At 40.6% G+C, this 26,796-nt stretch carries 25 protein-coding genes and 1 pseudogene; 8 read left to right on the forward strand and 18 right to left on the reverse strand.

Annotated elements, in window-relative coordinates; all coding sequences use genetic code 11:
- Positions 1-165: 165 nt before the first annotated feature.
- The 9 genes from RMY31_RS08195 to RMY31_RS08235 all read right to left on the reverse strand — a co-directional run bounded on the left by RMY31_RS08195 (position 166) and on the right by RMY31_RS08235 (position 11,775).
- Complete coding sequence (locus RMY31_RS08195) at positions 166-1,020, reverse strand: DUF928 domain-containing protein (RefSeq protein WP_409877662.1); 855 nt, start codon at positions 1,018-1,020, stop codon at positions 166-168.
- 61 nt (positions 1,021-1,081) lie between these two features.
- On the reverse strand, positions 1,082-3,685 hold the full coding sequence (locus tag RMY31_RS08200) for a CHASE2 domain-containing protein (protein WP_409877664.1): 2,604 nt from the start codon (positions 3,683-3,685) through the stop codon (positions 1,082-1,084).
- A 16-nt stretch (positions 3,686-3,701) separates the two neighbouring features.
- Positions 3,702-4,076 (reverse strand): trypco2 family protein, encoded by a 375-nt coding sequence (locus RMY31_RS08205; protein ID WP_409877666.1) that lies wholly within the window; start codon positions 4,074-4,076, stop codon positions 3,702-3,704.
- Positions 4,077-4,115: 39 nt separating this feature from the next.
- Complete coding sequence (locus RMY31_RS08210; RefSeq protein WP_409877668.1) at positions 4,116-7,100, reverse strand: CHAT domain-containing tetratricopeptide repeat protein; 2,985 nt, start codon at positions 7,098-7,100, stop codon at positions 4,116-4,118.
- Between the two features lie 193 nt (positions 7,101-7,293).
- A complete protein-coding gene (locus tag RMY31_RS08215; protein ID WP_409877670.1) occupies positions 7,294-10,710 on the reverse strand; it encodes a CHAT domain-containing protein in 3,417 nt (1,138 codons plus the stop codon).
- Positions 10,711-10,848: 138 nt separating this feature from the next.
- Positions 10,849-10,974 carry a CHAT domain-containing protein gene (locus RMY31_RS08220; protein ID WP_409877707.1) on the reverse strand — a complete coding sequence of 42 codons (126 nt, stop codon included), beginning with the start codon at positions 10,972-10,974 and terminating at the stop codon, positions 10,849-10,851.
- Positions 10,956-11,222 carry a CHAT domain-containing protein gene (locus RMY31_RS08225; protein ID WP_409877709.1) on the reverse strand — a complete coding sequence of 89 codons (267 nt, stop codon included), beginning with the start codon at positions 11,220-11,222 and terminating at the stop codon, positions 10,956-10,958. Before RMY31_RS08225 ends, RMY31_RS08220 begins: the two co-directional genes overlap by 19 nt.
- Before the next feature lie 113 nt (positions 11,223-11,335).
- Positions 11,336-11,500 (reverse strand): hypothetical protein, encoded by a 165-nt coding sequence (locus RMY31_RS08230; RefSeq protein WP_409877671.1) that lies wholly within the window; start codon positions 11,498-11,500, stop codon positions 11,336-11,338.
- Between the two features lie 152 nt (positions 11,501-11,652).
- On the reverse strand, positions 11,653-11,775 hold the full coding sequence (locus tag RMY31_RS08235) for a hypothetical protein (RefSeq protein ID WP_409877673.1): 123 nt from the start codon (positions 11,773-11,775) through the stop codon (positions 11,653-11,655).
- A 218-nt stretch (positions 11,776-11,993) separates the two neighbouring features.
- On the opposite strand from RMY31_RS08235, the gene RMY31_RS08240 reads away from it, so the two are divergent.
- Positions 11,994-13,106: a hypothetical protein gene (locus RMY31_RS08240; RefSeq protein WP_409877675.1), complete on the forward strand. Its 1,113-nt coding sequence runs from the start codon at positions 11,994-11,996 to the stop codon at positions 13,104-13,106.
- 145 nt (positions 13,107-13,251) lie between these two features.
- Here RMY31_RS08240 and RMY31_RS08245 read toward each other — a convergent pair whose 3' ends face one another.
- The 3 genes from RMY31_RS08245 to RMY31_RS08255 all read right to left on the reverse strand — a co-directional run bounded on the left by RMY31_RS08245 (position 13,252) and on the right by RMY31_RS08255 (position 14,551).
- Complete coding sequence (locus RMY31_RS08245; RefSeq protein ID WP_409877677.1) at positions 13,252-13,716, reverse strand: hypothetical protein; 465 nt, start codon at positions 13,714-13,716, stop codon at positions 13,252-13,254.
- Positions 13,717-13,850: 134 nt separating this feature from the next.
- Entirely contained in the window at positions 13,851-14,096 is a 246-nt protein-coding gene (locus tag RMY31_RS08250; protein WP_409877679.1) for a hypothetical protein, read from the reverse strand.
- Between the two features lie 17 nt (positions 14,097-14,113).
- Positions 14,114-14,551 carry a hypothetical protein gene (locus tag RMY31_RS08255; RefSeq protein WP_409877681.1) on the reverse strand — a complete coding sequence of 146 codons (438 nt, stop codon included), beginning with the start codon at positions 14,549-14,551 and terminating at the stop codon, positions 14,114-14,116.
- Between the two features lie 197 nt (positions 14,552-14,748).
- On the opposite strand from RMY31_RS08255, the gene RMY31_RS08260 reads away from it, so the two are divergent.
- Complete coding sequence (locus tag RMY31_RS08260; RefSeq protein WP_409877683.1) at positions 14,749-15,234, forward strand: TIR domain-containing protein; 486 nt, start codon at positions 14,749-14,751, stop codon at positions 15,232-15,234.
- 350 nt (positions 15,235-15,584) lie between these two features.
- Complete coding sequence (locus tag RMY31_RS08265; protein WP_409877685.1) at positions 15,585-17,129, forward strand: AAA family ATPase; 1,545 nt, start codon at positions 15,585-15,587, stop codon at positions 17,127-17,129.
- Between the two features lie 277 nt (positions 17,130-17,406).
- On the opposite strand, the gene RMY31_RS08270 is transcribed toward RMY31_RS08265, so the two are convergent.
- Both RMY31_RS08270 and RMY31_RS08275 read right to left on the reverse strand, forming a co-directional pair.
- Positions 17,407-18,330, reverse strand: a complete 924-nt coding sequence (locus RMY31_RS08270; RefSeq protein WP_409877687.1) for a hypothetical protein — start codon at positions 18,328-18,330, stop codon at positions 17,407-17,409.
- A 174-nt stretch (positions 18,331-18,504) separates the two neighbouring features.
- Complete coding sequence (locus tag RMY31_RS08275) at positions 18,505-18,732, reverse strand: helix-turn-helix domain-containing protein (RefSeq protein ID WP_409877689.1); 228 nt, start codon at positions 18,730-18,732, stop codon at positions 18,505-18,507.
- A 146-nt stretch (positions 18,733-18,878) separates the two neighbouring features.
- On the opposite strand from RMY31_RS08275, the gene RMY31_RS08280 reads away from it, so the two are divergent.
- Positions 18,879-19,313 (forward strand): hypothetical protein, encoded by a 435-nt coding sequence (locus RMY31_RS08280; protein WP_409877691.1) that lies wholly within the window; start codon positions 18,879-18,881, stop codon positions 19,311-19,313.
- Here RMY31_RS08280 and RMY31_RS08285 read toward each other — a convergent pair.
- From RMY31_RS08285 to RMY31_RS08295, 3 genes are all read right to left on the reverse strand, one after another.
- Entirely contained in the window at positions 19,251-20,084 is an 834-nt protein-coding gene (locus RMY31_RS08285) for a hypothetical protein (RefSeq protein WP_409877693.1), read from the reverse strand. The genes RMY31_RS08280 and RMY31_RS08285 overlap by 63 nt on opposite strands.
- Positions 20,081-20,320, reverse strand: coding sequence for a hypothetical protein (locus RMY31_RS08290; protein WP_409877695.1), 240 nt, complete (start codon positions 20,318-20,320; stop codon positions 20,081-20,083). The genes RMY31_RS08285 and RMY31_RS08290 overlap by 4 nt, the downstream gene beginning before the upstream one ends.
- 108 nt (positions 20,321-20,428) lie before the next feature.
- A complete protein-coding gene (locus RMY31_RS08295) occupies positions 20,429-20,881 on the reverse strand; it encodes a hypothetical protein (protein WP_409877697.1) in 453 nt (150 codons plus the stop codon).
- 222 nt (positions 20,882-21,103) lie between these two features.
- Here RMY31_RS08295 and RMY31_RS08300 point away from each other — a divergent pair, with 222 nt between their 5' ends.
- The 4 genes from RMY31_RS08300 (at position 21,104) to RMY31_RS08315 (ending at position 26,339) form a co-directional block, all read left to right on the forward strand.
- On the forward strand, positions 21,104-21,337 hold the full coding sequence (locus RMY31_RS08300; protein ID WP_409877699.1) for an IS5/IS1182 family transposase: 234 nt from the start codon (positions 21,104-21,106) through the stop codon (positions 21,335-21,337).
- An 81-nt stretch (positions 21,338-21,418) separates the two neighbouring features.
- On the forward strand, positions 21,419-22,609 hold the full coding sequence (locus RMY31_RS08305) for an RNA polymerase sigma factor (protein ID WP_409877701.1): 1,191 nt from the start codon (positions 21,419-21,421) through the stop codon (positions 22,607-22,609).
- Positions 22,593-23,816 (forward strand): DUF1822 family protein, encoded by a 1,224-nt coding sequence (locus tag RMY31_RS08310; RefSeq protein ID WP_409877703.1) that lies wholly within the window; start codon positions 22,593-22,595, stop codon positions 23,814-23,816. Before RMY31_RS08305 ends, RMY31_RS08310 begins: the two co-directional genes overlap by 17 nt.
- Positions 23,817-23,891: 75 nt before the next feature.
- Positions 23,892-26,339 carry a CHASE2 domain-containing protein gene (locus RMY31_RS08315; protein WP_409877705.1) on the forward strand — a complete coding sequence of 816 codons (2,448 nt, stop codon included), beginning with the start codon at positions 23,892-23,894 and terminating at the stop codon, positions 26,337-26,339.
- A gap of 49 nt (positions 26,340-26,388) precedes the next feature.
- On the opposite strand, the pseudogene RMY31_RS08320 reads toward RMY31_RS08315, so the two are convergent.
- Positions 26,389-26,796, reverse strand: a pseudogene (locus tag RMY31_RS08320) (HlyD family secretion protein); the annotation flags it as partial.

The raw sequence follows: 26,796 nt of genomic DNA on the forward strand, positions 1-26,796 counted from the left end.
CACCGCAGTCAAATACGGTCGCTTGAGTTCTCCCAAGTACTTCAGCACAGCCCGACCAGCTTCTTCCAAGTTCTTGCTCTCCTGCAACCGTGATATGCGATCGCACACCTGCTGCATCTGCTGGCATTCCTGGGGCAGGTAGCTGCATGATTTTAGGTGTTTCAGCTATCTACTCTCCATAGGCAGACAGCATGAAACAATAGGCTCTGAAACTATCTTTTTAATCTCTTTTGAGTCCCCTTCTGAGGACAGCAATAAATCTTTCCAATCTTTTGCTACCTGGGCATCTTTGGGTTTTTGACGACGTTCGTTAGCTAACATCACCAAGGCATCATACCAAAGACCATTTTCAGCGAACAGCAAAATACGCTCTCTTGGTCTGCTTGCTTTTTCTAAATGATTTTTCACATTAGAGTTGATAGAAACTCGCTCAATATATCCTTTAACAAAAGTATCCTTCAGGCGATTTACTGGATCGCACATATAAGATAATACCCAGTTATATTTTTTACCAATTTCTAATGCTGGTACATTTTGAGGTAAGTTGACATTAATAATTCCTGGTGTACTTGTTAACTGAAAAGTAGTTTTATAAACCGGATATTTTTTATCATTTATTAGCAAAAACTCAACTGGATTTGCATTTGTGGGCTGATAAGGAATGTAAAACCAGAATGTCGGACGTTCAGAAATAGTTAACCCAATGTTTGTCTGTGGAACTAAAGCTGTCAGAGGTTTTTCAATCGCTGGACAGTCGGCTCTGGCAGCAGCATAAGTTCGCTGACCAGGGGCCCCTTTTGGAGGTAAGATAAAGCGAATAATCTGGGAAATAAATCCTGAAGTTTTAGGCGTATTTGTAGGTTTTGGGGTTTGAGGCTGTTGTCTTTGTTGCTGCTGTGAAATGACTTTATTTCCCCAGGCATTACTAGACTGCGCGGCTGCTTTAACAGCAGGATAAACGTCTAATGTGAAGATAAAAATTAAAGATAAACTTAGGCGTGTAAAAAACAATTTTGTCATTTTTTTCATAGAAGTATGGAAGAAACCTATTTACAAAACAACAGACACACCCTTTGTTCTACTACTGCCGTTGATATGGAAACCGATGGATATAGCCAAATGTAATTACACTTGTAGCAAGAGAAGCTATGGTAGAAGGAAGGAATGGTAGCCAGTAGCCATGAATTAAAAGAAACAAGCAGATGCTGTAGGAGATAACAAAAATAACACCTATGCTTGTAATCACAAGAATTATTTTGTGATTGTGCCAAGCAAGTTTTTGGGACACGGCTGCGACGAATGCACCTCCAGCTAAAGAGCAGAGCCAGATGTAAAAAATATCTCCCCACGAAGGCAGCACTCTCAGCAGAGGACGACCATTTAATGCCGCACTAATAATTTGGCTTACCATTTGTGCCTGAATAAATACACCCCGCATTGTTTGATCTGGTTGTTGGTTGAGACTGTATGGTGTATAAAAATCATCTTTGACGCTTTTAGCAGAAACACCAATGAGAACTATTCGGTCTTTCACCCAGGAAGGGTCAAAATTATTTTCCAAGATGTCTCTTAGGGGAACTTGTTGAGCAATATCACTCTCGCTATAATTAAGAAATCGGTAATTAAGCAGCATTTGGTAAAATTCTTGTTGTAAATTTTGGTAGCCTCCTGCCTTTGACTGCAAACGTTGTAAGCGAGTTTTTCCTAACAATAAATCTCCCGAATGTGTGGTTTTAGGTTTAATACCTTTTTTAGCTAAGTAATATAGTGCCAACTTCAAGCTTAAAGAAACTTCTGTATTACAAGCGGTGTTACTGTTAAAAGTTGCAAACCACAGATGGCGACGAAGAATACCATCATTGTCCAGATGCACATCAGCAAAACCTAAACGAGCTACTGGCACTTCGGGTGGAGGTTCAATACCTTTTTCTCGAATCGTAGAGTCATTGCTCGTGGGGTCATTACCTATGCAGATGGCAATAAAATTATCAGTATTTTGTAATTTTTTTGCTAATTCTGGTTGGTTGCCGCTCACAGAAAAATCACGAATAATATCTAAGCCAATTACCCCTGGTTGATGAGGTTCTAGTTTTTCTAAAAGTTGAGCTAATGCGGTATCAGATAACGACCCGCGTCTTTTCATTCCCTTATGATCTTGATATTTATAATCCGTTTCATCGATGGTGACTACTAAAAGACGAGGATCTATTCCCTCATTTGGACGCAGGCGCATCATCTGATCAAACATTTTTAGCTCTGATGCTTGCAGTATTCCTAGCAGTCGTACTCCAAACACCAAAGCTGTTATGACTAAACTTGCAGATGGAACAAAAACAGAGGGTTTTAATTTAACTCGTGTAGGAATAACTGGAGTAGGTGCTGCAAACAGTTGACCACCTTCGTTATCTTGCCATCGCAGATAAAGTACCGGACGATACCATTGATTACCTTCTACACCCATTGCTTCTCGGCTTTGACTTACTATCATTGCCAAAGGCTCTTTTTGACCCAGTGAACGATAAAATTGCTCGCTAAAGGCTGTTGCACCTGGCACACTTACGGAATACTGCATCGCTACGACTGCTGGAGTGCGGTGAGCAATTAAGCTTTGAGCTACACCATTAAACACTGAAGTTCCAGTTAACGCCAAACCAGATTGACAGGCGCTCAATACCACTAGAGCCACACCACGTAGCTGTTTAGAATCATCAATAAAACTATTTTGCTGTAGCAGTATACTAATTTCTTTAGCACTCACATAATTTGGTTTGCCAGTTTCATCTTCAAAAACTAGATATCCTTGCGGTTCAGGAAGCGAGGCATGGCAACGTTGACAGTTGTTTATTTTTATACCTTTATGTATAGTTCGACATAGCTGACCATTATCCAATGTATTATTACAGCATTTACCAAACAAGCCATGTCCATCAAAGTGGATAACATGAGGTGCTGTCTCATTGCGATGTTCAGTCAGATAATCCCGCAAAGCTTTTAAAGTTGGGGGTTTCAGTTCAACTAGCCGAATATGACCTTCTTTCTCGGCTATTCCTAAACCTCTGCGTACTGCAAGTTGTTCTTGCTGTGGCAGCTTTTCCAAACCATTTTCTGGGTCAGAAGCCGCAGAGGAGATTAACAAAACGTTAACTTGCTCCATTGATGGTAGCTTTGGCGGTGCAGCATCATAGGTAATGTAACGAGAGAAGGTAACTTGATGTTGAGTCAAAAAACCTCGGTCATCGTGCATTAATTCCCAAGGATAATCAGGTAAACGAGTTGAGCCTAAGATATCTGCTGCTATTTCCAGTTGTATATGCAGTTGAGTTGCGTTATTTTGGGCTAAATTAATCGCATTTTGCAGCACTTTTTCGACTTTAGAGCCTGGGGGAAAAAGTGATTGATACAGTGCCTTACCAATGTTTTTTAGAAAATAGCAATGAAAGGCTTTTCGGTCTTGAGCTAGTAGACCAACTTGCACCATCCAATCTTGTTCCCCAAATCGCTGAAAGTCCTCTGGTCGAAAACGAATAGCTTCGAGAGATTTGGTAACGGTAATTAGCCAGTTTATTCTCTCTTGCCAAAAAGGTAATGTTGAGTCGGTTTCTGCTTGACCAACTCGTGATCCATTGACGCTGACTTTAAAATCAGCCTCATTAATCGGAGATAGGTATACCTTTAATAGCTCCATTAGCCATCCTTCCTATTTAGCCTAAGAGGTCGCCAAGAGGTTGGTTGTTGCTGCCCTTCATCAATCCTTCTATACTAGTTTCTTCCAGCAACTTCCACTTTTGGGGATAGCGTGTTTTATAAAGCGTAATTCGCTCTTCTTTACTCAATAAAGGAGTTAAGGTGACAGTAACTTTTTGTACATCATCACGGCTGCCTCCACTACCTAATTCCACAACGTAGACTTTGATACCAGCTTTACCCTCTTTACGTGCGGTCACTTGCAATTCCAGATTCACTTGATCAACACTAAACAAGGGTATGGGTTTTTCTCCTTCTGCCTCTGTTGAAAGCAACTCTTGCTTGATCTGCTCAATTAGTTCTGCTAATCCGATAGAATTTTCTTCTGACATTTCACGCTCCTTAGCTATTTATTGGTAACTAAACTTGAGTTATTCAGATTCTCCAATCAGAGTAAAAGCCGCCCATTCAGCAGGATTGGGATGCTTTATTTTGGTTGTCAGCATTGCTTGGCGTAATGCGGTAGCTAAATCTTGCTGATGTTGGAGATTTTGATAAAATTCTGTCATTAAAGATGCTGTAGGCGCATCGGGTATCGACCACAGAGAAACTATGACACTGGGAACCCCTGCGGCAATTATGGAACGAGATAACCCAATTACCCCATCACCTGTTAACCGACCTTGCCCAGTATCACAGGCACTCAGAACAACTAATTCGGCATTGAGTTTTAAATCCAGAATTTCGCTAGCAGTGAGCAAGCCGCTATCATTACCAGAGGGAGCAAGGGCTACAGCACCCGGAACATCCCCACCTGTAAAATCATCAAGTAACCCGTGTGTAGCCAAATGAATGATTCTGGCTTTCGGAAGTAGAGGTAATATACTTGCTTTAGTGGCTTGCTTGCCAATCAGGGGTTGTGTTTGAAACTTAGATGCTATTTCTTTGGCTTCATTTTCAGCTTTTGGCAGTGGGTTTAACTGCTTAGGTGGTTCTCCAGGTTTTAAAGAAACCTTGGGCATAGTTGGATTACCAACTACTAAAACATCTTTAGCTGAACCTGGAACTTTTTGCCGCAGTTTATGAGTGGAGTCCAGAACTTCAAAGGAAGGGGCGGTGAGGATGGTATGTTTATCGATTAAGTATTGCCCAGATGGATCTTGCAATGCTGGGAAGGGAACGAGAAATAGGACATCTTGGGGGATAAAAATAACGCGAGCTGTTTCTTCTTTTGGCAGGATGTCTGCAATTGGTTGGATGAGTAGCTGATAAAGTTCTTGTAATTGTGGGTTTTTAGTGTTTGCACTAGAACTATTTATACCAATTTTTTTTACTACATCGGCGATTGGACGTTCTATTGCTGGTTTCTCTGGCTCCCAAGAGGGCAAGCGGATAGTGATTTTGCCGTTTTTCACATCGACTGATACTACTTGCCAAGCTTCCCAGTCTGGAGCATCATCATTGAGTTTAATGCGATCGCCTGGTACCAAGGTGATGTTATTACCACTCCTCAAAGCAACATTCACACCTTTAACAATCGACCCACGAGCCTGAGCAACTTTATCTCTTAGGGAGATATTTTGTCGCTGCAACAGGGGTTTGAGGTCAACTGGGTGAAATTTGGCTTCGCCTGTGGGTTTTACGACCCAAATATATAGTTCTGATTCGTTAGCTTGTGGTTTACCTTGAACTTTGAATTCATCGTAAATAATCGAATATTCAACAATAGTGGCGTTTTGTGCTTTAGCTATTTGTTTAATTTCTTCAATCGTTGGAGAAGTGGGTGATTGTTGTTGGAGTTTAGGAGATAATTTAGAAGCAAGTAACTCCACAAAAGCACGCGCCCGTCCGCGTTCGGCAATTTCTAGGGCTGCATTGTTTTTGTTTTGAGCTATCAAGACTTGTTGTAAAGTGCGGTAAGTGCGAGATTGCCCCTCAAAAATTGACACTTTATTGGCATCGTTACTGCCTAATCGTTGCCGTTGAGATTCCCAAACCTGAATTCCCTTAATTAGGGTTTTCTCTGCCAAGGCAAGATTACCAGATTTTAGGAAAGCAAGTCCTAAATTATTAAGCGCCGATCCCTCGCCTTGGCGGTCTTTGATTGAGCGTGCGATCGCCAAATTCTGTTGGTGGGACTCAATGGCTTTGGCATACTCCCCCAAGGAAAGGTAAGCAACTCCCAGATTACCCAGTGCATCTCCCTCGCCTTGGCGGTCTTTAATTGAGCGTGCGATCGCCAAATGCTGCTGGTGGGATTCAATGGCTTTGGCATACTCCCCCAAGGAAAGGTAAGCAACTCCCAGATTACCCAGTGCATCTCCCTCACTTTGGTGGTCTTTGATTGAGCGTGCGATCGCCAAATGCTGCTGGTAGTACTCAATAGCTTTGGCATACTCTCCCTGGTAAAGGGAAGTATTTCCCAAATTGCTCAGAGCCTTGCCCTCACTTTGACGATCTTTGATTTCCTTTGCAATCGCCAACCACTGCTGGTAGTACTTAATGGCTTTGGTATAGTCCCCCAGATAAAGGTAAGCTCCTCCCAGATTACCCAGTGCGCCTCCCTCACTTTGGCGATCTTTGATGGCGCGTGCGATCGCCAACCACTGCTGGTAGTACTCAATGGCTTTGGCAAAGTCCCCCAAGGAAAGGTAGGCTCCTCCCAAAATCCCCAGAGCCTTGCCCTCACTTCGACGGTCTTTGATTTCCTTTGCGATCGCCAACCACTGTTTAGAGTACTCAATGGCTTTGGTATAGTCTCCCAGATAAAGGTAAGTTCCTCCCAAATTACCCAGTGCGCCTCCCTCACTTTGACGGTCTTTGATGGCGCGTGCGATCGCCAACCACTGTTTAGAGTATTCAATGGCTTTGGTATAGTTTCCCAGGGATCTATAATCTTCTCCCAGATTGCCCAAAGCCATGCCCTCACTTTGGCGATCTTTGATAGCGCGTGCGATCGCCAACCACTGCTGGTGGTTCTCAATGGCTTTGGGATAGTCCCCGATATTTTGGTAAGCAAGTCCCAAAATGCCCAGAGCCTTGCCCTCACTTTGGCGATCTTTGATGGCGCGTGCGATCGCCAAAGTCTGCTGTGCGTACTCAATGGCTTGAGGGTAGTTCCCCAAGGAAAGGTAAGTTCCTCCCAGATTGCCCAGAGCCTGACCCTCCCAGGGGAGGTCTTTAATTTCCCGGTAAATTAAAAGAGCTTGTTGAAAAGACTGTAATGCCGCCTCAAACTGACTGGTCTGTAACTGCCCAATACCTTGTTTCAACAGTCGGTCTGCCTCTGCTTTCCGCTCATTTGCAGTTTGCGCCAATACCCACGATGCATTAAACAGCGATTGAAACACCAGAGGTGTCGAGGCGGTAACTAAAATCACAAGAAATAACCTTAAGGGGACTTTGCGGAGGAGCATGGTGTAAGCTTGATAATTTCTTTACCTTTACATCTAGTTAATGTCTATAAATTCAACTTTGTTTTTCTCTGTATAATTCCGGCTATAAACTGAGTCAAGTATCTGCAAATTTGATTTTGGAACAAAACTACAGAGCAAAGCAAGTATATTTATTTAGATTTAACAGTCTGTTTTCCCTGTTTATAACACCTAATTATTCGGACTCTCCAATCAGAGTAAAAGCTGCCCAATCAGCAGGTGAGGGATGTTTTTTCTTTGTCGTCAGCATCGCTTGACGCAAAGCAGTAGCTTTGTCAGGGTTTTTGCGGAAATTTCCATAAAATTCTGTCATCAACTCAGCAGTGGGTGCATCGGGTATCGACCACAGGGAAACTATAATACTGGGAACCCCTGCTGCAATTATGGAACGAGATAACCCTATTACCCCGTCACCTGTTAACCGGCCTTGCCCAGTATCACAAGCACTTAAGATAACTAATTCAGCACTTAACGGAGAACTTTGGGGTCGTGTATATAAATTTAAGATATCTTCTGCTGTCAACAAACCATTATCCTGACCTTCAGGAGCAAAGACAATAGAACTTCCCAATCCCCGAATATCATCCAATAAGCCATGAGTTGCCAAATGAATAATTTTAGCTAGTGGTAGTTTTTGTAACACTGCATTTTTAGTGGCTTGATTGCCAATCAAAGCTTGAGTTTTCCAGAACAAAGCAATTGCAATAGCTTCTTTTTCTGAACCAGGAAGCGCACCTAATTGCTGAGGTGATTCTCCAGGTTTTTTTGAAACCTTGGGCATCGTGGGATTACCAACTATCAAAATATCTTTGGCTGAACCTGGAACTTTTTGCCGCAGTTTATGAGTAGATTCTAATACTTGAATGGAAGGAGCGGTAAGGATAGTATGTTTATCAATTAAGTATTGCCCTGATGGGTCTTGTAATGCTGGGAAAGGAACTAAAAATAAAGCATCTTGCGGGATGAAGATGACGCGGGCTGTTTCTTCTTTTGGCAGTATGTCTGCAATTGGTTGGATAAGTAGCTGGTAAAGTTCCTGTAACTGTAAGTTTTTAGCATTTACACCAGAACTATTTATACCGATTTTTTTCACTACATCAGCTATTGGACGTTCTATTGCTGGTTTCTTTGCCTCCCAAGAGGGCAAGCGGATAGTGATTTTACCGTTTTTAACATCAACTGATACTACTTGCCAAGCTTCCCAGTCTGGATCATCGTCATTAAGCTTAACGCGATCGCCAGGTGCAAAGGTGATGTTATTACCACGACTAGCAACATTCACACCTTTAATAATCGACTGACGAGCCTGGACTACTTTATCTCGAAGAGAGATATTTTGTTGCTGCCACAAGGGTTTGAGGTAACTAGGGCGAAAAGAAATTTCTCCTGTGGGTTTAATTACCCAGATATAGAGTTCTGAATTATCCCATACTAGCTTGTCATTGTTATTTGCATCATTATATCTAGGAGGATTAGGAACAGCATATTCTACAATTGTGGCGTTTTGTTCTTTAGCAATTCTCTGAATATCTGCAATGCTTGGTGGCGATACATTCGGAATTACTAAGTTTGATTTACTCTGATTTTTGCTGCCAACTCGTAAGGCTAGTAGATTAATGAAAGCTCTAGCTCTACCACGTTCAGCAACTTCTAAAGCCTTTGAGAATTTATTCTGACTAATTAAAGTTTTTTGCAATAAACTATAAGTATTAGCTTGAGTTTCAAAAATAGAGATTTTAGTTTCATCATCTAATAAATCATTTCGGATACTATCAAAAACATTTATCGCTCTAGATAAAGCAGTTGTGGCTTCAGGTAGGCGGTTAGCAAGAAAGCCAGTTATTCCTATTTGTTTAAAGATAGTTGCCTCTATTGTTTGTTCACCATTGTGGTTAGCAAATTCTCCAGCTTGTTGATAATATTTGAAAGCTAAATCATATTTATTCTGCAAGTCGTAGAACTGTCCAACAGTAAAAAAAATGTATGGCTTAAAGTAAAGACTTTCAACTGTCTTACTGACTTTTATAGCTTTTTGCAAATATTCCTCAGCCTGTTTATACTCTCCTAGTTTGGTGTAAGCAGCACCAACTCCAGCCAAATGAAAAGCGATAAAATCTGGACTATTCATCGCTTGAGACTGCTGCAAATTTGCCAAAGCTTCTTGCAAATCTTTTTTGGCTTTTTCTATATCTACTGGAGATTTAGCTACTTTCTTAAAAATTGTTCCTTTGTTTGATAAACTCTTAGGTAATGGAGAAGTTATATTAATAGCTCGACTGTTTTTACAAGCTCCTCTAGCTAGTTCAACTTGCCCAATTTTTTTATATACAAAACACAAGCGCAAATAAGTGAATTTCATCCCTAAATTAATTTGGGAAATTTGCACCTGTTTAAGAGGGGTAGTAATTTTCTCGGATTGTTGGCTGCTTAATTTCAAAATTTCTAATGCTGATAAATATGAAGTGATCGCTTTCTGGTAAATACTAGTATCAGTATGAATATTGCCAATCTTGATTAACAGCCATGCTTGTTGTATATCCTGTTCGAGCTTACTTAAAGGAGAGGTTGAAACTTCTGTTTTAATGATTTCTAGGGCTTTCTCATAGGCGTTCAATCCCTCTTTTCTATTACCCCATCTATGGTAAACGTCACCTAGTTTACTGTGGGTGAATCGCGCTTGAGAGCGAAAGTTTTTATCTGTGGAAAAAATATTTAATGCCTGCTGTAAAGTCTCTACAGATTTGGTATACTGATTATTGGTATAGTATACATCTGCTATGCCCAAGAGAGCTTTTCCTTGTCTGGGGCGATCGCCCATTTCTTGAGCAATTTTTAAACCCTTTTGATAATACTCAATAGACTTATTTAATAATTCCTCTCCTTCTGGATTACCTTCCAACTTTTTATTTGCGCCAAAGGAGTAATGAAAATTACCTAGCACAATAAGCAGGGTAGTTTTTAGTCGATTTTGGCGTAGTTTATCTTCAGCGTTACCACTAGCTTTTTCTAGTACAATTAAAGATTGTTTAATCAAATCAAGACCTTTTGAGGTATCGGTAACCATGTAGATTACTCCCAAACTTTTGAGTGCGATTGCCTCTGTTTCATAGTTCTGGTTTTTTCGTGCTACTGCTAAGGCTTGTTCGCAATATTCAATTGCTTGCGGAGAATTACCTAAATGAAATTGCATTAGCCCTAAATTATTTAAAGCTTTCGCCTCCACACTATTATCAATCTTTCGACTAATATCTAAAGCTTTTTGATAGTAAGTAATTGCTTGATTATATTGCTCAAAATCATTAGCGTAAATACTACCAATATATAGATTTGTCTTACTTTCTCCCCGTTTATCGTCAACTATCTGATATATAGATACAGCTTTCTGAAAAGCTTGTAAAGCAGCTTGGGGTTGATTATTTTCACTAAGTTCATCACCTTGTTTAAATAGCTTATCTGCTTCAGCTTTTTGGTTATTTGGCTTCTGTGTTAATACTTGTGACATCCCCACTTGCTTAAACTCAAATACCGCTAAAGGAACTGTTAAGTAAAATATCAATGATAGAATAGTGAAACTGTGCCAACGGTAGATCATCAGTCCTCTCCTTTACTATTGCTACAACACACCTGTGAGGGTAAAACCAGCCCAAACTCTAGGATTTGGCTATTTTTTCTTAGTTTTTAGCATCGCATGACGCAAGGCTGCTGCTTTATCTGGGTTTTTACTGAACCTTTAATAAAACTCTGTCATTAAAAATGCAGTCTCCTGATCCGATACAGTCCATAAAGAATCAATTACACTAGAAACCCCAGAGACGAAGAAAGAACGAGATAAACCAATTACACCATCGGTAGTGATTTACCTAATGCTGTATCACTTGCACTCAGCACTAGCAAGTCTGCTTTCAGGTTCAACTTTAGAATTTCTTCAGATGTCAGCCAACCATCGTCTTCTGGTGACGGCGCAAGTGCAAGTCCGTAAGGTGTTCCTAATGAGTCAGGACATGTTGCTAGGTGAATAATTTTGGCTTGGGGCATTTTTTGAACAACTGTGGTTTCGGTGGCTGCATCACCTGTGAATACTTGGGTATGAAAAATCGCTGCTATTTGTTTGGCTTCTTTTTCTGCACCTGGTAGTTGCGATAGTTTATGTGATGTCTTTCCAGGCTTAAGGGCTACACATAGCGATCACATTATAATAAATACCTAAATCTGCATAGCTACAACAGTATCAACACATTCGCCAACACTGCAATCTGTCGCGCCAGCAGTTGCTTCGCCTCACTCACAGAACCATGCCGTAGTTCATGAAGTGCTTGATGCAATCCAGTGTGAGCATTTGCTGCACCGTTGATTGCTGTCTGTAAAGCTTGTGGGTCTATCATCCTGCAAGCTCTTTTTGTGCAATTATTCTAAATAGCTGTGTGGAGGAGCAGTCAGCTACAAGATACCGCAACTCCAATATTTATATATTCCTTCTTGTAAAGAAAATAACACTAACCCTGTTGAAGTGATTTAGTCAGTTTTTATTTAACTGTTACTCAACACCTGCAATACCTCCCTCACTGCCGCTTTCTCCCGCTCCATCTCCTGAATCTGGTTCAGCAGACGCTTGGGGATGTACTTTGATGACTTTATCAGGCGATCGCCCTTGCTCCAAAACTCGTAGTGGTAGTATGCCTGCGGGTAATCCCTACCGTTTCTAGCGATAATCCGAAGCGTGAATACTGCCGCTCCCCTCTCCCCTGTACCGTCGCGTTTTACTATAATTTCTACCAGTGATAATAAGCTTAAGGGTAGTTGGGATTGTCGAGTGTGTAAAAACTAGCGCAAAATTTAGTTTAGTCTCTGTCACTAGCTTCTTAGGAAGGATAGTTTGTGTTTCAGCAATACCGTTATATCAGTGCGCGAACCCTTTTAGGAATGCCGAAACTAGCTCGTTGTCAGTCATTACCCCAAAATACCTGGACACCTGCGGAAAACCTTTGGCACTTAGTGTTTATATCTCATCGTTGGGGAAGTCAAAACGATCCCGACCCGTCTGGTTTACAACTCGCTGCTTTGAAGCTAATGGTGCAGCGTATTGCAGATATTGCTGAGACTATTTCCGATGAACGAGTTGGAGTTGAGGCTGCACAAGACAGAGTAGCTCGTATTCCCTCACTAAGGCGGCAGGGAACTTTGCAAGCAGCTCATCTTGTTTTTCGTAGTCTATGCATGGCTGAGTCCATGCTGGATGCACAAGTGATCTGGAACGATGGACGTGGAATCTTGGATATAATAGGGTTCTGGTATGACTATTCCTGCTTACCTCAAGATCCGAAAACGCCCTCTGAGGCTCGTGAGTTTGCTCAAACTTTGCAAGGCATCGGAGATATGATTTTGTCATCGCGTGTTAGCACACTGATTCTGCGAAAGGAAGGAGATGGTTATCTGAGCCGTGGCTGGTGTTTTGCAGAATCGATGATTGCCCAGTCTAAGAATGATACTAATATGCCTCTGGTACTGCGTACTGATCAGTGTTCTGAACCTTTTTCCGTGTTTGACGAAACAGCAAAAGCCTCGATGATGCACTGGGAAGATCCTTCTGGTGCGATGAGTGCTTGGGAAGCGCTATCTGTTGCGATTCAACCAACAGCCCTACCGATGCTGCTGAAGTCTGAACGCTTGACATCAGAGTTTGCCTTGGCGCAAGCTGATACGACAACCATTGGCTTCCGGTTGCTAGCACATATCCACCCCTGGTTGACAGTGCTTCAAGAGGGTGAACATTTGGATTTGTCTGTTCATCTTGCAACCTTATTACAGAGCCAGGAGTTGGGATGTAGAGATGATAAAGACTACATTCTGGTATCCCTACTGTTGCTGAAGTCCCTCATCGGTGAGCGTACAGTTGGTGATATTGCCATTTGGAGTGAGGCGCTTGTTCGGTTTACTGAGGGACTGCCGTTGTGTCTGACGCGACGATATGGCATGGTGGAATGGCAGTAGAGAAATGGAGATTCCGCAAAAATCTCAAAATTTATGAGTTTTTAATTACTTGGTATAGATTAAAATAAAGCTTAACTTTCTACTACAACATAGAAATTAGTAAAGGGCAATGACCTACTAGTGTTTTATTAGCTACAATTATCTATTATAGAATGAGGTATCTTGCAATGATTACAGTGAGTACCAATGTCAAGTAAAATGGATAAATGGAAAAAGATAAACTAGAAGCAAATAATAGATTAATAACATTCATGCCTTTAGGCGGCTTCAAAGCAAAGAGTTTATCGATTGTAACTTCACCAGAAGAGTGCAACTCTTGTACAAAATCATTATAAATCTGACGAAAACTTCGTTCTTGACTTAAATAGTAAGAATCTAGGAGAAAGAAAAGTACTATTGGTATAAGAGATATCCAAGCATAATTAGGCTTGTTCTTATCTGCAATCACTACAAGAATTGCTGATACTAAAGAGATACACCAAGTTTTACAGTTAGCACTGTTAGATGCCATCCGCGCAATAACCCCCTGCAAAATATTCAGATAACTTTGCACAGCGTCGGACTCAAACGTTACCTTGGGTGGTTGTGACTGCGGACTAGAGTTACTCACTAGCTTTTTTTAACGACTGCTATATTGTTCAAAGCATTGACTAACTTTATTGTAACTGTGGCCATCTATTCAGTTACAAGCATTATGACTGATTTCGTCAAAAGTCCACATTCACGGTCAGGAAAATACCATATCTAGCTGATCGCATCTACTACTTTTTGGAGCGTTCCCTCATCCACGACCCAAAAATCACGGTAATGACCAGTAAGCTTTAGTCTTCTTTTCTCATCTGCTACTACATAGCGTTTTATTACTGGGATCATGGTCATATTTGCGAACTCAGAAGTTATTTCACTTTCGGGAAAGGTCAACGCTATGCCAGAAAGTTGGGAACGTCCTGTTTGTGAACGAGCTTGGTTCTCTGCAATAAAGCAAGACATTTCATGCTGATACCATTTCACGAAAAATTTGATACAGATATAAACCTTGAAAGCTTTGCTGCATCTAAGTTTTTTAATTGCGAATTGCGAATTGCGAATTGTGAATTGGTATGACAATAGAGCGAAGCAAACCAAGCCTTAGTTGCTACAAAAATCATAGTATGGGCTACTGAGATTGCATACCTATAGTATTCTTCCCAAGCTTTATTAAGCGAAGCAAGACCACCAGCTGTAGCGCGTATCTCTTTCATAATATACTCAGTACCTGGAACATGATCCAGGGCAAAAGTATCCAAGTAAACATTATTATTCTGTGTGTAGCCTTTGCGTTGCATAATCTCACGTTGCAACCACTGAGCAAACATAGCTCCTCCGTCAATCGACCCAAAGCTTAGGATGACATCTGTTGTAGCATCGTTATTTCCAATTGGTTGGATCTTGCCTTCTTCGTCCATAAAATTTATTTTTAAATATTACATTTTATAATAGTAATTTTTCAAACTTCACTTAATTAATAAATAGCTGAAATGTTAAAAATATATTAAATTTTAGTTTTTTTATATTCAATGCATACATCCAATTTTATATGTGCTAGAACTAAAGAACTTTAAGATAAAAACTTAATAGTTTTTATTTAAATATAGGAGATATTATGGTGCGTCGTGTATTCTTTAGTTTTCATTATCAACGAGATATTCTAAAAATTGGTCAAATTAGGAATGTTTGGCTTACTCAATCTCTCAGTCATCAAGCGCAACCTTTTTTAGATAAAGCTGAATGGGAATCTATTAAACGTCGCGGTGCTAAAGCAATTCAGAATTGGATAGATTCTCAAATGATAGGGACATCTGTTACAGTGGTTTTGATTGGTGCAGAAACTTATCAAAGACCTTGGGTTGAATATGAAATCAAGCAAAGCCATGAATTAGGGAAAGGTATGCTGGGGATTGATATGTATGGCATGAAAGATTTGAATGGCAATTATGACTCTCAAGGTATTAATCCTTTTAGTCAATTTACTTTTACAGATTCACGCTCAAATATCATAACTTATCCTGTATATAGCTGGGTTTATAATAACGGTCAAAACAATATTGGCAGCTGGATTGAACAAGCAGCTAAAGCAGCAGGAAGGTAATTTAGAAAACACCAAGGCGATCGCTTCCTGCACTTAAAGCGTTCTTATCTTCTCTTGGCTGATATTTGCCTAATATTCACTCTTAGCTCTGAGATCAGGATCGTTATTATCTAGCTTTTAGCATAGTTCCTCAAAATCTAAGTATTTGTTTTAATCTTCTTAAAATTAGCAAAGGCATTACCCGGATTTCTCACCACATCTAAAAAAGCCTGCGTTCGCCCTGGGGGAGCAGAGGAGAAAGAAATTAAGTCTTTTTCCCCTCTGCCCCTCTGCCCCTTCTTCGCTTAAATCTTGTGAGAAATGCGGAATTAGCTATCATAACCTTATTAAATTTACCTTAAGGAAAACCTGTGCTTAAATATACGCTCGAAATGGTCTTTAATGAAGCTGCCTATCCAGAAGTAACCTTTGTCCCCCCCAAAAACTATCCTCATATCAAGTCTGCATTTCGTGCTAAGGGAAAGCACATAACTATATCTGGCCCATCTGGTTCAGGAAAATCTACTTTAGTACAGCGTTTGCTACAGGATTTTCAAATTCCTATATCTAATACTTTGCCAATTAACGGTCGCTCTTATCCTCAGATCGAATCTTTTCTTTATATATTAGGTATAGAATTGGGAACAGAACCTGTTTTCTCAGTTATTACTTCGTACTTAAAGCTGGTAGATTTCATTATTATTGATGATTTTCACCATTTATCCTCTGGAGCTAGAAGCGAACTAGCTCAAAACCTCAAACTGTGGCATGAAAATCAAGTCCGATTTATAATTATAGGTATTGCAAGTTCTGCCGCAGACTTAGTAGGAATAGATGCAGAACTTGGCATTAGAAATGATCCATTTGAATTAAAAACCCAAGATGAAAAGTTTGTTCGTGACTTAATTTCACTTGGAGAACAAGCGCTTAATATCAGTTTTAGCGAAAATCTTAAAGCAGAAATCGTCTTAGCATCAAACGGTGTACCCTCGGTAGTTCAGACTATATGTCGCACTATCTGTGTGAATACTGGGATTGAGATGACTATCGAACATAATACATTACAGGTAGACTTGAAGCTTAAACATCTAAAAGAAGAAATTCTTCGCGTTTTTACAGCTAAGTATTTTAATAAAGTTGTTGGTTTAGCTAAGGGAAAACAACAAGCTCGCTCAGTTCATAATACATATTTTGACATTATTGCAGCTATTGCCGCAGATGAGCGGTCAGAAATTCCTACTGAGTTTTTATATGCAAAAATTGTTGGAATTATCAGTGATACAAAGCAACGTTCACGCAAAGATACATCTTTTTATAACTGTTTAAATAACTTAAATGATGTAATAGAAGAAAAAGGAATGAATGATATACTACTCTACAGTAAAGGAGCTAAATATATAGCAATTGAAGATCCTTCTTTTCGCTTTTATTTAAATCTTATTGATATGGATGCTGTTAAAAGCAAAGTACATATTCGTTATGAAAATTATCCTTATGATGTTGCTGTTTCTTTTGCAGGTGATATTCGCTTAACTGTTTATGAATTTATTCAAACTGCGAAGAAGAAAGGACTTACTATTTTTTACGACTTTGACGAACAAGCACAACTCTGGGGACAAGATTTGAGAAAGAAGCTTGCAGAGGTATATAGTAATGAAGCTTTGTATATGATAGTCTTTCTCTCAGAGTCATATCCTGAAAGGGATTGGACAAATTTTGAATTAGCTATTGGTAGGAATACATCCGAAAAAAGAACCTCCGAATACCTGCTTCCTATTCGTGTAGATGATGTGAATGTTGTTGGTATTAGTGAGACTGTTTGTTGTCTTGATATTCGTCAATTAAGTATTGAGGAAATTGTTGATATTCTAGCACACAAAATTGAACAGTCTATGAACGGAGAAGTAGCGATCTAAATAGAATTAAACTATAAGTGCTATACATAAAAAGTATTATCTTCCCTAATTAATATCTTAAATTTGGATTTGATACTGCAATACAATAGATTTATACAGATTTTATTATTTACAATGCTTACCTTACTGGTTACTATCCTCACTAATTAACGATAGCCTTGATTAATGCCTTAACGAACTTATAAGTCTTTCAGCTTGCAAGTCCAACTTCTCCTTACTTACCTTGTCCAAAATCTTCTCTAAGTCACAAAGTGCTTGGTGCACTTCAGTGTGAACATTAGTCGTTTAGGGAACTATCTTTTCGGTATTCAGACTCTAAAACATTTAACAATTTCTCCTCCACAGCAGTCAGATAAGGACGGTTTAGCTTTCCCAACGACTGCAACAGATTTCTGACCGTCTCCTCCAGAGAATCAGAATATATTCGCGCAAGGCGATCGCACAAAGATTGCATTTGCTCACATTCCTGGGGCAGATATTCGTAAGATTTTAAGTGCTGCACCCCAACCGTTAGTTCACCATCCCAGGTTCTTACAGTGCAACTAAAATCATTCACTTGAGTGACAATCGCCCAACAGCCGCCCCTACCTCTAAGTTCTGGATTCTCCTTAGCTAAGATTTGGCACACCTCCCCAATTTGGTAGGTGTTGGGTACTTGGGTGCGTTCTATTATTCGTTGCACAATATCTTTGACGATGCGACCGGATGGGACTTTACCACCTGCTTTTTCTACCGCAGCCTGCCAAACCTGCTGCTGTTGTTCGGTTTCTAGCTTTGTCAATGGTCTGACCTGTCCCTCTGCTGTCGGTAAAATGTCCACAAATTGTGGACATTTGTGCAGATTGTCCACAACAATAGCTGCATCAATTAATTGGTAAGAACGAGAGCGATTGTAACCGAATCTGTCTTTGCAATACTCCTCAAAAGTGGAATGAGTAGAACGGTACAGTCTGCGATCGCGTAATTCGGACAGTGCCTTGCCTGCCTCGAAAAATGCCCTTTCTACCTTGCGTTCGAGATGCAAGCGATCGCTCTGCTCTTGCTCGGTTAATTCAGGAACTTCAATGGCAGAAACGTCGATGATTACTACATCCTGATTGTTCTGGGAAGAGATATCTTGCTTTGTTTTGCTAACTGGTAGTTCTGAGCCAGCAGAGACAGTGGAAGTAGGTTTGTTGCGTTTAGAGGATGGCTTTTGCATGACTTCCTACTTCTCACTATTTTTAGATTTACACCAAGTCAACCCCTAACACTGAATCAGTTTACGAAGCGTTTTCAAGGTTAGGGATAGCTTTTTATTGAAAATTAGAAACTGATGTGTCTGCTGCATAGAGTAGTTATGGCTAATTATGAATGCTAAATAGTTAGAGTCTCATCAGCTATGGGAAGCATCAAATTTCCTTTTGCTTTCCTTTGCAGCCTCAATAACTTCTTCAAGAGTGCATTGATAAACTTCCAAAAATTTGGGGATCTCTTCAATTGGTAGCCTGGGGGTGTGCCGCCCAATATCCCAGTTACGGACAGTTGACTCAGCAATCCCTAACCTTGATGCTACATCTACTGTTCTTAACCCTGCTCTTTCTCTTAACCCCTTCATATCCATAACAAATAGTACTACCAATAGAATATCAGCTAGTTAACGCAGTTGACAAGCGCAGTTAACTAGCGGATAATAAATACATGAGAGAAGCGCCCCTGACTGCGAATCTGAAGCGCTTCTTTTGCCCTAAATTAAAAGGCTTACCAATCATGACATATCCAACTTATACTCATCAACAGCTGCGCTTCAAATCCCTAGCCCAGCTAAAGCACATCCACAGCGAAATCGGCTGCACAGCGTATGTAATGGACAAACGCTCTCTAGATGCCTGGATGAGTGCCATCGCCCGATACCAGTCCGCCCAACTCCAGAAGAAAGCAGAGGTGCAGGGGGCAGGGTGCAAGGGGGAAATGGAAGTACTCTCTCCCCTGTCCCTCCGCACCTCTGCTCCTCTATTTCTTCCTTCCCCTCATCTCCCTGCTCCCTGCTCCTTGTCCTCTTCCTTCCGTCCTGCCTCCGACGAACAAGCGATCGCTCAAGGCGAACTCAATCAGTACATCGCCATACAAGCCCCTAACTGTCTAATTGGTATTCAGAGCTTGAAGCTCAAGTACAGAGAGACGTTCTTGATGTTGATTGACTAAACCTAGTATTGTACTAGTGGGATGACGATGAAGGCGATGTTTTTGTTGACGAGGAGCTTCAGTAAAAGCTAACCTGCGCCGTTGAGAGTTGTATTCCACTACAGAGACTTCTCGAATTTGTGCAAGTAAGTGTTCTTGACTTTCGCCCCAGAAAAGAACTCGAGATTGCCCAAAATCGCGCAATTCAACAGTGGACTTGCGCCCACTAATTCGCCGTTGATGGCGACGTAAATGGCTAAACATAACTTCCATTTTGAGATTATCTGGCGGCAAACCAGGGATATCATAACAGTGCAATAAGTCAGTCCCGTACTTATCCCATAAACGTTGTAACTTTTTCTTCAAGGCGAACTGTGCCGGATTTTGTTGAGGGTCAGGCACAAACTGCTCTAATAATTCTTCCATCTCGCATCGAACTTGAAGGCTGGTTAAAGATGAGTTACTAGTATTTGTAATATCAGTCAGATCATCTATGCTACGTTTGGAGTGTTCTGGGTAGCGCAAGCAATCGGCAATTCGTCGCAGCCACTTGTACGCCTCTGACAAGTCTGACGCTATAGAACGATTATTGCTTAAGGCGTGGTCAATCCATACTGACAACACAGACAAATAATCTGTGTCAATTTCCCGGCATGGTAAACTACGTAATACTTCCCCAATCGCTTCTAGTTGTTTATAGCCACTCCATCCGCCCCACCGAAAAGGTTTGCGACTTGTGCGATTGACACAATCTCGAATCGCAGCACGGATTTGGGCTTCAATTGCTATCAACTCTGCGTCTCGTGATGAATAGGGGATTCCTGAAAAAAGGGGAGACTGTCTGGCTGCTCTTTGGAGCCGGGGTCTTGGGGTCTTTCCGAGTCATCAGGTATCTTTGGTAGTCCATCTAAATCTGCTCTTAATTGTTGTTTGAGCTTTGTATCTAATGGCAGCACAGATTCACTCAAATTACTGAGAAAATGTGCTTGACAACGTTGATGTGCTGCATCTGGCCAACTCGAATTCATGGCAGTAATAATCGCTGATTCTCCATCTGATAGGGTTGCCAGCACTTTATACGGTAACTCTTTATATGGTTGCAGCCACTCAATTAATCGTTGTGTCTGTGCCTGTGGTCACTGAATTCCACTGATTGGTGTACCGCTTAATACCTCGTACAGCACATACAGTAAGGTTCCATGACCTTCGGGTTGTAAAGCATCAATTGCCCAAATTAAGCCACCATGTTCAAGGGCTGTGGCAGTTAATTTCTTCTGGGTATGTGCAATCGTTCCACCCAACAGTGCCAGAAATTGTCGGTATAGCTTACCTACATTTCGCTCATTAATTTCAACACCAAGTTGATTTAATTTTCGTTGAATTTCCACTAACTGTTGATGCTCATGCTCATGTTGCCAGCCTATAAATGCCAGGACATCTAGCCCGTAGGTACTGTAAGGCAGGCTGTATTTTAGCACGCCAGTCGCATAGTAATGTTTGCCAAAATGTGTACAACTGGAATTGGTACATTCTTTACTCTTGCCTGCCACAAACACTGCACCATCCATTGTTTGAACGGTTTTACGCATATGCCTTGGTCTGCGTGGTACTAACTCTGTCCCACAATGCACACATTCAATTAACGAACATTCTAAAATTATTCGTTTGGCATTACTGAACTTTCTTTGTGGGCGATGGCGAGGCAATTTGACTATCACTAATTTGTTACTGCTAGTAGGTGCAATATCAGCTTATCTGCTTTGTATACCAGTTAGACAGCTAGGGCTTTGGAGCAAATTTATCCCCAGATCATGACCAAAATCCAATTTGAACTCTCTGCCAAGCCATCAAAAGCTGAAAAGGAAGCCAAAGGACAATCCGGATTTGTTCCGGTGGCTGCTAGATGGGTGATAGAGAGATCCAATGCTTGGGTAGAGCGATGTAAAAGTTTAGTCAAAAACTTTGACCGCACACTCGCTCGTGCCAATGCCAAGCTCAAACTTTGTTTTATCCGATTGATGCTCAAACGATTAGCTGCTAGCTAGCAAAAAGATCTCAAATGGGTTCTATATAATTTAGACAGCGTTAGCTTAGTGTGAATGGTATATTAAAATTTTTAATTGCTTATGCGTCCTCGCCAAGAAATTACGGAGATGTTCTCTACCTTCGTTCAGTTGGAAAGCGACAAATTCAGCAAATGGTTGATTGATGTCAAATTGCGTCGAAATATTCAAAATTGTATAAAATCTTCACCAGAGTTCTCTAACTCAGAAAATTTTTGGGCGGTATATTGGTACAAGCACTGGTTAGAGCAATCCGATGACCTTGCTAGAATGCATCTGTCTGCTTATTTACAAGAACCAATCTACTGGACTGCAAAAAAAACAATTGCCAAATTTGCAAATAATCAGTATAGTCTAGCGGATTACTTTCAAATAGCAAACTCTGAAATTGAAACAATTCTTAAACATTTTAATCCAGAAAAATGCTCTAGCTTAAAAGCTTATGCAACTATGGCAATTCCAAGTCGGCTAAAAGATGTTTTACGCCAACGTAAAGAAGCTGACATTTGCACAAATTGGGCATTGTTACGCAAAGTGAGCAAAAAGCAGTTCTTAGAAGCTCTGGATAAAGCAGGATTATCATCTACTGTAATTGCTCAATATCGGCTAGCTTGGACTTGTTTTAAAGAATTGTATGTGCAAAACCAACCAGGAGGTACAAAGGCACTACCGTCACCAGAACGCCAACTTTGGGAAGCTGTTGTCAACCTCTACAACCGAGAACGCCAAAGTCAGTTAACTCAACCTAGTCCACAATGCACGAGAGAGAAAATTGAACAGTGGTTAACTCAGGCAGCTATCTACGTGCGTGCTTATCTGTATCCACCTGTTAGTTCTCTAAATTTAGTTATATCCGAAGATAATGCCACAACAACTCTTGATTTGCCAGATCTATCCTCGGACTCATTAATTGCTGAGATGATAGCCGAAGAGGATGCTCAAGACCAACAAAATCAACAGTCTCAGATTCAAGCTGTGTTGTTAAAAGCGTTACAAAAACTTGAAGTGAAAACCCAAGAAATACTTAAACTTTACTACCAACAGGGACTGACTCAGCCAGAAATTGTACAACGCTTACAAATAAGTCAGCCTACTGTTTCTCGCAGGCTGATCAAAGCTAGAGAAACTTTACTGGCTACATTGCTCGAATGGAGTCAAGAGGCCTTTAATATTTCTGTGACTTCCAACCTAGTTAAAGATATGAGTGCTGCTCTGGAAGAATGGTTAGAAATTCAGTATGGCAAATCTATCTGAGATTACAAAAGAGGTAGTGAAAATGAGTTCTGCTTTTACAGATCCAAAAGAGCTGTTGTTAGAAATATCACCATCACTACAACAAAGTTCTTGGCAAGGAAGTCAAGTTTACGCTACGCCTAGCAGTCGCTGGCGTGCTTACATGAATCAAATTTGCCTTGATGCGTTTTTGAATTGGGTAAAAGCTGAATATGTTCCTCAAGCAAGTATCTGGTACAGTTCCCCTGATATTCCTGCTTTTTGGGAATTTGTCAATGGCACAGCAATTTTGTTAAAGGACAAGCGAGTCGTTTTAATTCCCAGCGAGGCAATTGATGATAGCGAGTTAGAAGTCCCCCAAGAATGGGTAGACATTCCCACTTGGGCAGCAGACTATTATTTAGCAGTAGAAGTCACACCAAATGGTGAATGGGTAAGAATTTGGGCTTACACAACCCATCAAGAGCTAAAATCTTTGGCTGATTATGATGCAGTGGATAGAACTTATTGTATAGATACGCGGCATTTAACTAGAGACCTTAACGCTTTTTGGATGACCTACCAATTTTGTGAAACAGAACAGATGAAAGCTGCGATCGCTCCACTACCAGAATTATCGACTGCTCAAGTAGAATACGTAAAGCAACTGTTAAGCAATTCTTCAGTGACATTTCCAAGACTGACAATACCATTTACAACTTGGGGAGCGTTACTAGAGAATGAACAGTGGCGGCAACACTTGTATCAACAGCGTCAGCAATCGCAATTTTCTCAAGTACAAGTGAATCTCAGTCGTTGGCTGGAGCAGATTTACGATGCTTCTTGGCAAGCTATAGAGACTTTTTTTGAGCCAAACTCTAGTAGCCTAGCTTTTAATTTCCGCAGTTCTTCTGAGTTAAATGCTGCTGCTATCAAACGCGCCAAGCTGATTGACTTGGGAATCGAAATAGAAGCTCAACAAGTTATTTTATTAGTTGCCTTAATACCAAAAACTAACCAACAAGTTAGTATTCGCGTGCAGCTACATCCAGCTTGTAATCAAGCTTACCTACCTGCTAATATCAAGCTAGTTTTACTTTCAGATCGAGGGGAGATAATTCAACAAGTACAAGCAAGAGTTCAAGATATCTATGTACAATTGAAACTCTTTGATGGAGAAGTGGGAGAATGTTTTAACATCCAGGTTGCTCTGAATAATTATCAAATAACAGAAAATTTCATGATTTAGTCATTAAAAGTTAGTAGCATGAAATTGACGTTAATAGTCATTAGTTAATCATAAATGGCAGAGTTCGCTTGACTTATGAGTAAACTAGTTGTCTTCAGCTTTTTAGGAGGAGATTTAAATAAAGGACTTCCTGTTGTCACGGCTCAACTTTGGTATCATAACCAAATTGTACCTGTGAAATTAACAGGGAGTCTGCCAGCAGCACCAGAACTTAACGAACTCTACCGCAGATGGCAGTTACTCTACGCAGCAATCTATCAAAGTCTGGGCAGAAATCAACGTATAAAAGTGCATTCGCAAGATATAACCAATATTTCTATTAATGACTTCGATGAAGTATGTCAACAGTTACAAGCAAATATCAATGCTTGGCTGAAATTTGATTCATTTCAGAATATTGAACGGCAGTTGCGGACTCTACTCAGTCAAGATGATGAAATTAGAGTTCTCATTGAAACGAACATAGCTCTACTGCATCGGTTGCCTTGGCATTTGTGGCACTTTTTTGAGCATTACCCTAAAGCGGAATTAGCTTTGAGCAATCATGAGTATGTATCTCCACAAATATTAGGAAAATCTGCCACAGGTCAAATCAAAATTTTAGCTATTTTAGGCAATAGAGTTGGGATTGATATTGATAAAGATAGCTCTTTGCTACAAAGTTTAACAGATACTCAAACTACGTTTCTTGTCCAACCTACACGAAAAGAACTTGATGAGCAACTGTGGAATCAAAATTGGGATATTCTGTTTTTTGCCGGACATAGTGCTAGTATTGCAGATGGAGAAATAGGAAAAATTTACATTAACCAGACAGAGAGTTTAACTATTTCTCAATTTAAGAATGCACTTAAGACAGCAATTACACGCGGTTTAAAACTGGCAATTTTCAACTCCTGTGATGGCATTGGTTTAGCACGAAATTTAGCTGATTTAAACATTCCCCAAATGATTGTGATGCGGGAAGGGATACCAGATTTAGTTGCACAGGAGTTTTTGAAAAACTTTCTTATCGCTTTTGCAGGAAATAAGCCATTTTATCTGGCTGTGCGAGAAGCGCGAGAGAGACTTCAAGGATTGGAGAATGATTTTCCTTGTGCTAGTTGGTTGCCAGTGATTTGCCAAAATCCTACAACTGTTCCTACAACTTGGCAAGAACTGCGCGGTGGTTTGGGTGACACCGAGATTCGTAGCGAAGTTTCGACTCAGAGCACAATTTCGACTACAAAGACGAAAAGCACAATTGCAACTCGCAAGGGCAAACTTTGGACTGTACTGCTGAGTACTGCTATTGTGACTCTTTCAACGATAGGTTTGAGATACTTGGGGGTTTTTGAGAAAGCTGAACTGCAAACTTTTGACCAAATGCTAATCTTGCGACAAGAGGAAGATTTAGATCCAAGATTGCTCGTTGTTGAAGTTACTGAAAAAGATATTCAATCCCGACAAGAGATGACCACAGGAGTGAAATCTATTTCGGATAGTACGTTAGCTCAATTACTCAACAAATTACAAAAGCATCAACCGCGAGTTATTGGATTGGATATTTATAGAGATTTTGCTGACCCCCCAAATAAATCAAAGCCGATACAGCTTTCTACTGAACTGAGCAAAGAAAATGTTGTTGTTGTTTGCAAAAGCCGAGATAGCAAATATGACCTCCAAGGTGTTAAACCTCCTCTTGGAGTCCCTGTAGAACGTCAGGGTTTTACTGATGCGATCCAAGATCCAGATGGTATCGTGCGTCGCCAAATTATGATGATGGCACAAGAGCCTTCGTCTTCTTGTACAACGCCTTACTCACTTTCGTTGCAATTAGCTGCTCGTTATTTATCTTACGAAAATATTCAACCTAATTTAAATGAAGATTATGTACAATTTGGTTCTAAAGTATTTAAACGCTTAAAGCCTGGTCGTAGTGGTGGCTATCAACAAAAAGTTGATTTAGGTGGAATTCAAATACTTGTCAACTACCGTAATTCAGATTACCAAAGAGTTTCTGTGGCAGATGTATTGAGTGATAAAGTTAACTTTGATTTACTCAAAGATAGGGTAGTTCTCATCGGAGTGACAGCTAACACTATCAGCGATACTTGGTCAACTCCCTACTCTGCTGCACAGCAACCTTACCAGGAAATACCAGGCATATTCATACAAGCGCAAATGGTCAGCCAAATTCTAAGTGCAGTTTTAGACGAACGTCCAATTTTTGGGGTTTTGCCTTTCTGGGGCGATATTCTCTGGATATGGGGATGGTCGAGTATGTCTGGTTTGATTGTTTGGTGCGTGTGTGGTTCGTTACTCAAGAAGGGATGCACCGTGCTTGCGATCGCTATCATTTTATATGGAGCTTGTGCGATCGCCCTTTGGGCAGTTCCTTTTGGGAGCATCATCCTTTTAAAACAAGGGGTATGGTTACCATTTATTCCCTCAGCCTTTGCTGTGGTTGCAAGCGGTGTTGTTGTAGTGTTGATTCAACGCCGTCAGGAATTTTTCACGATTTCACAACCCTTAGTTGAATAAAGTTTTCCTTTATAACTGAAAAATAACGTCAATTTGGCGATTGACGATCTCAAAAGTCCGTCATTAATTTTGCTTTGCGGAGTACAAATTGCAGTACAGTTTCTTCTCGGGTAATAATATCAACTCTGCCATCCATACCCAATTGAATTTGACATTTCTTTGTACTGCGACCTAAAGCAAGTTTCTCTGGTTCAATTGTGACTTCGTAAAAAGCACCTACAGCAGTTGCTTTGGGGGTAGAGTTCGTATCAGCATCTGCATCGTTTTTTTGCGACCTAACAGCATCCGGGGAAATCGCTTTGACAACGCCATTGAGAGTACCGTAATCAGTATAAGGACAAGCACTAACTCGCATTTGCACCTTTTGACCGACTTTTATCTTACCTTTTTCCTCAGAACCAACAGCTGCTTTGATAACTAAAGGTGCATGACTAGGAACAATTTGGACAACTTCCTC

It is taken from the genome of Dendronalium sp. ChiSLP03b (genome assembly GCF_034531165.2).
Classification (GTDB): domain Bacteria; phylum Cyanobacteriota; class Cyanobacteriia; order Cyanobacteriales; family Nostocaceae; genus Dendronalium; species Dendronalium minutum.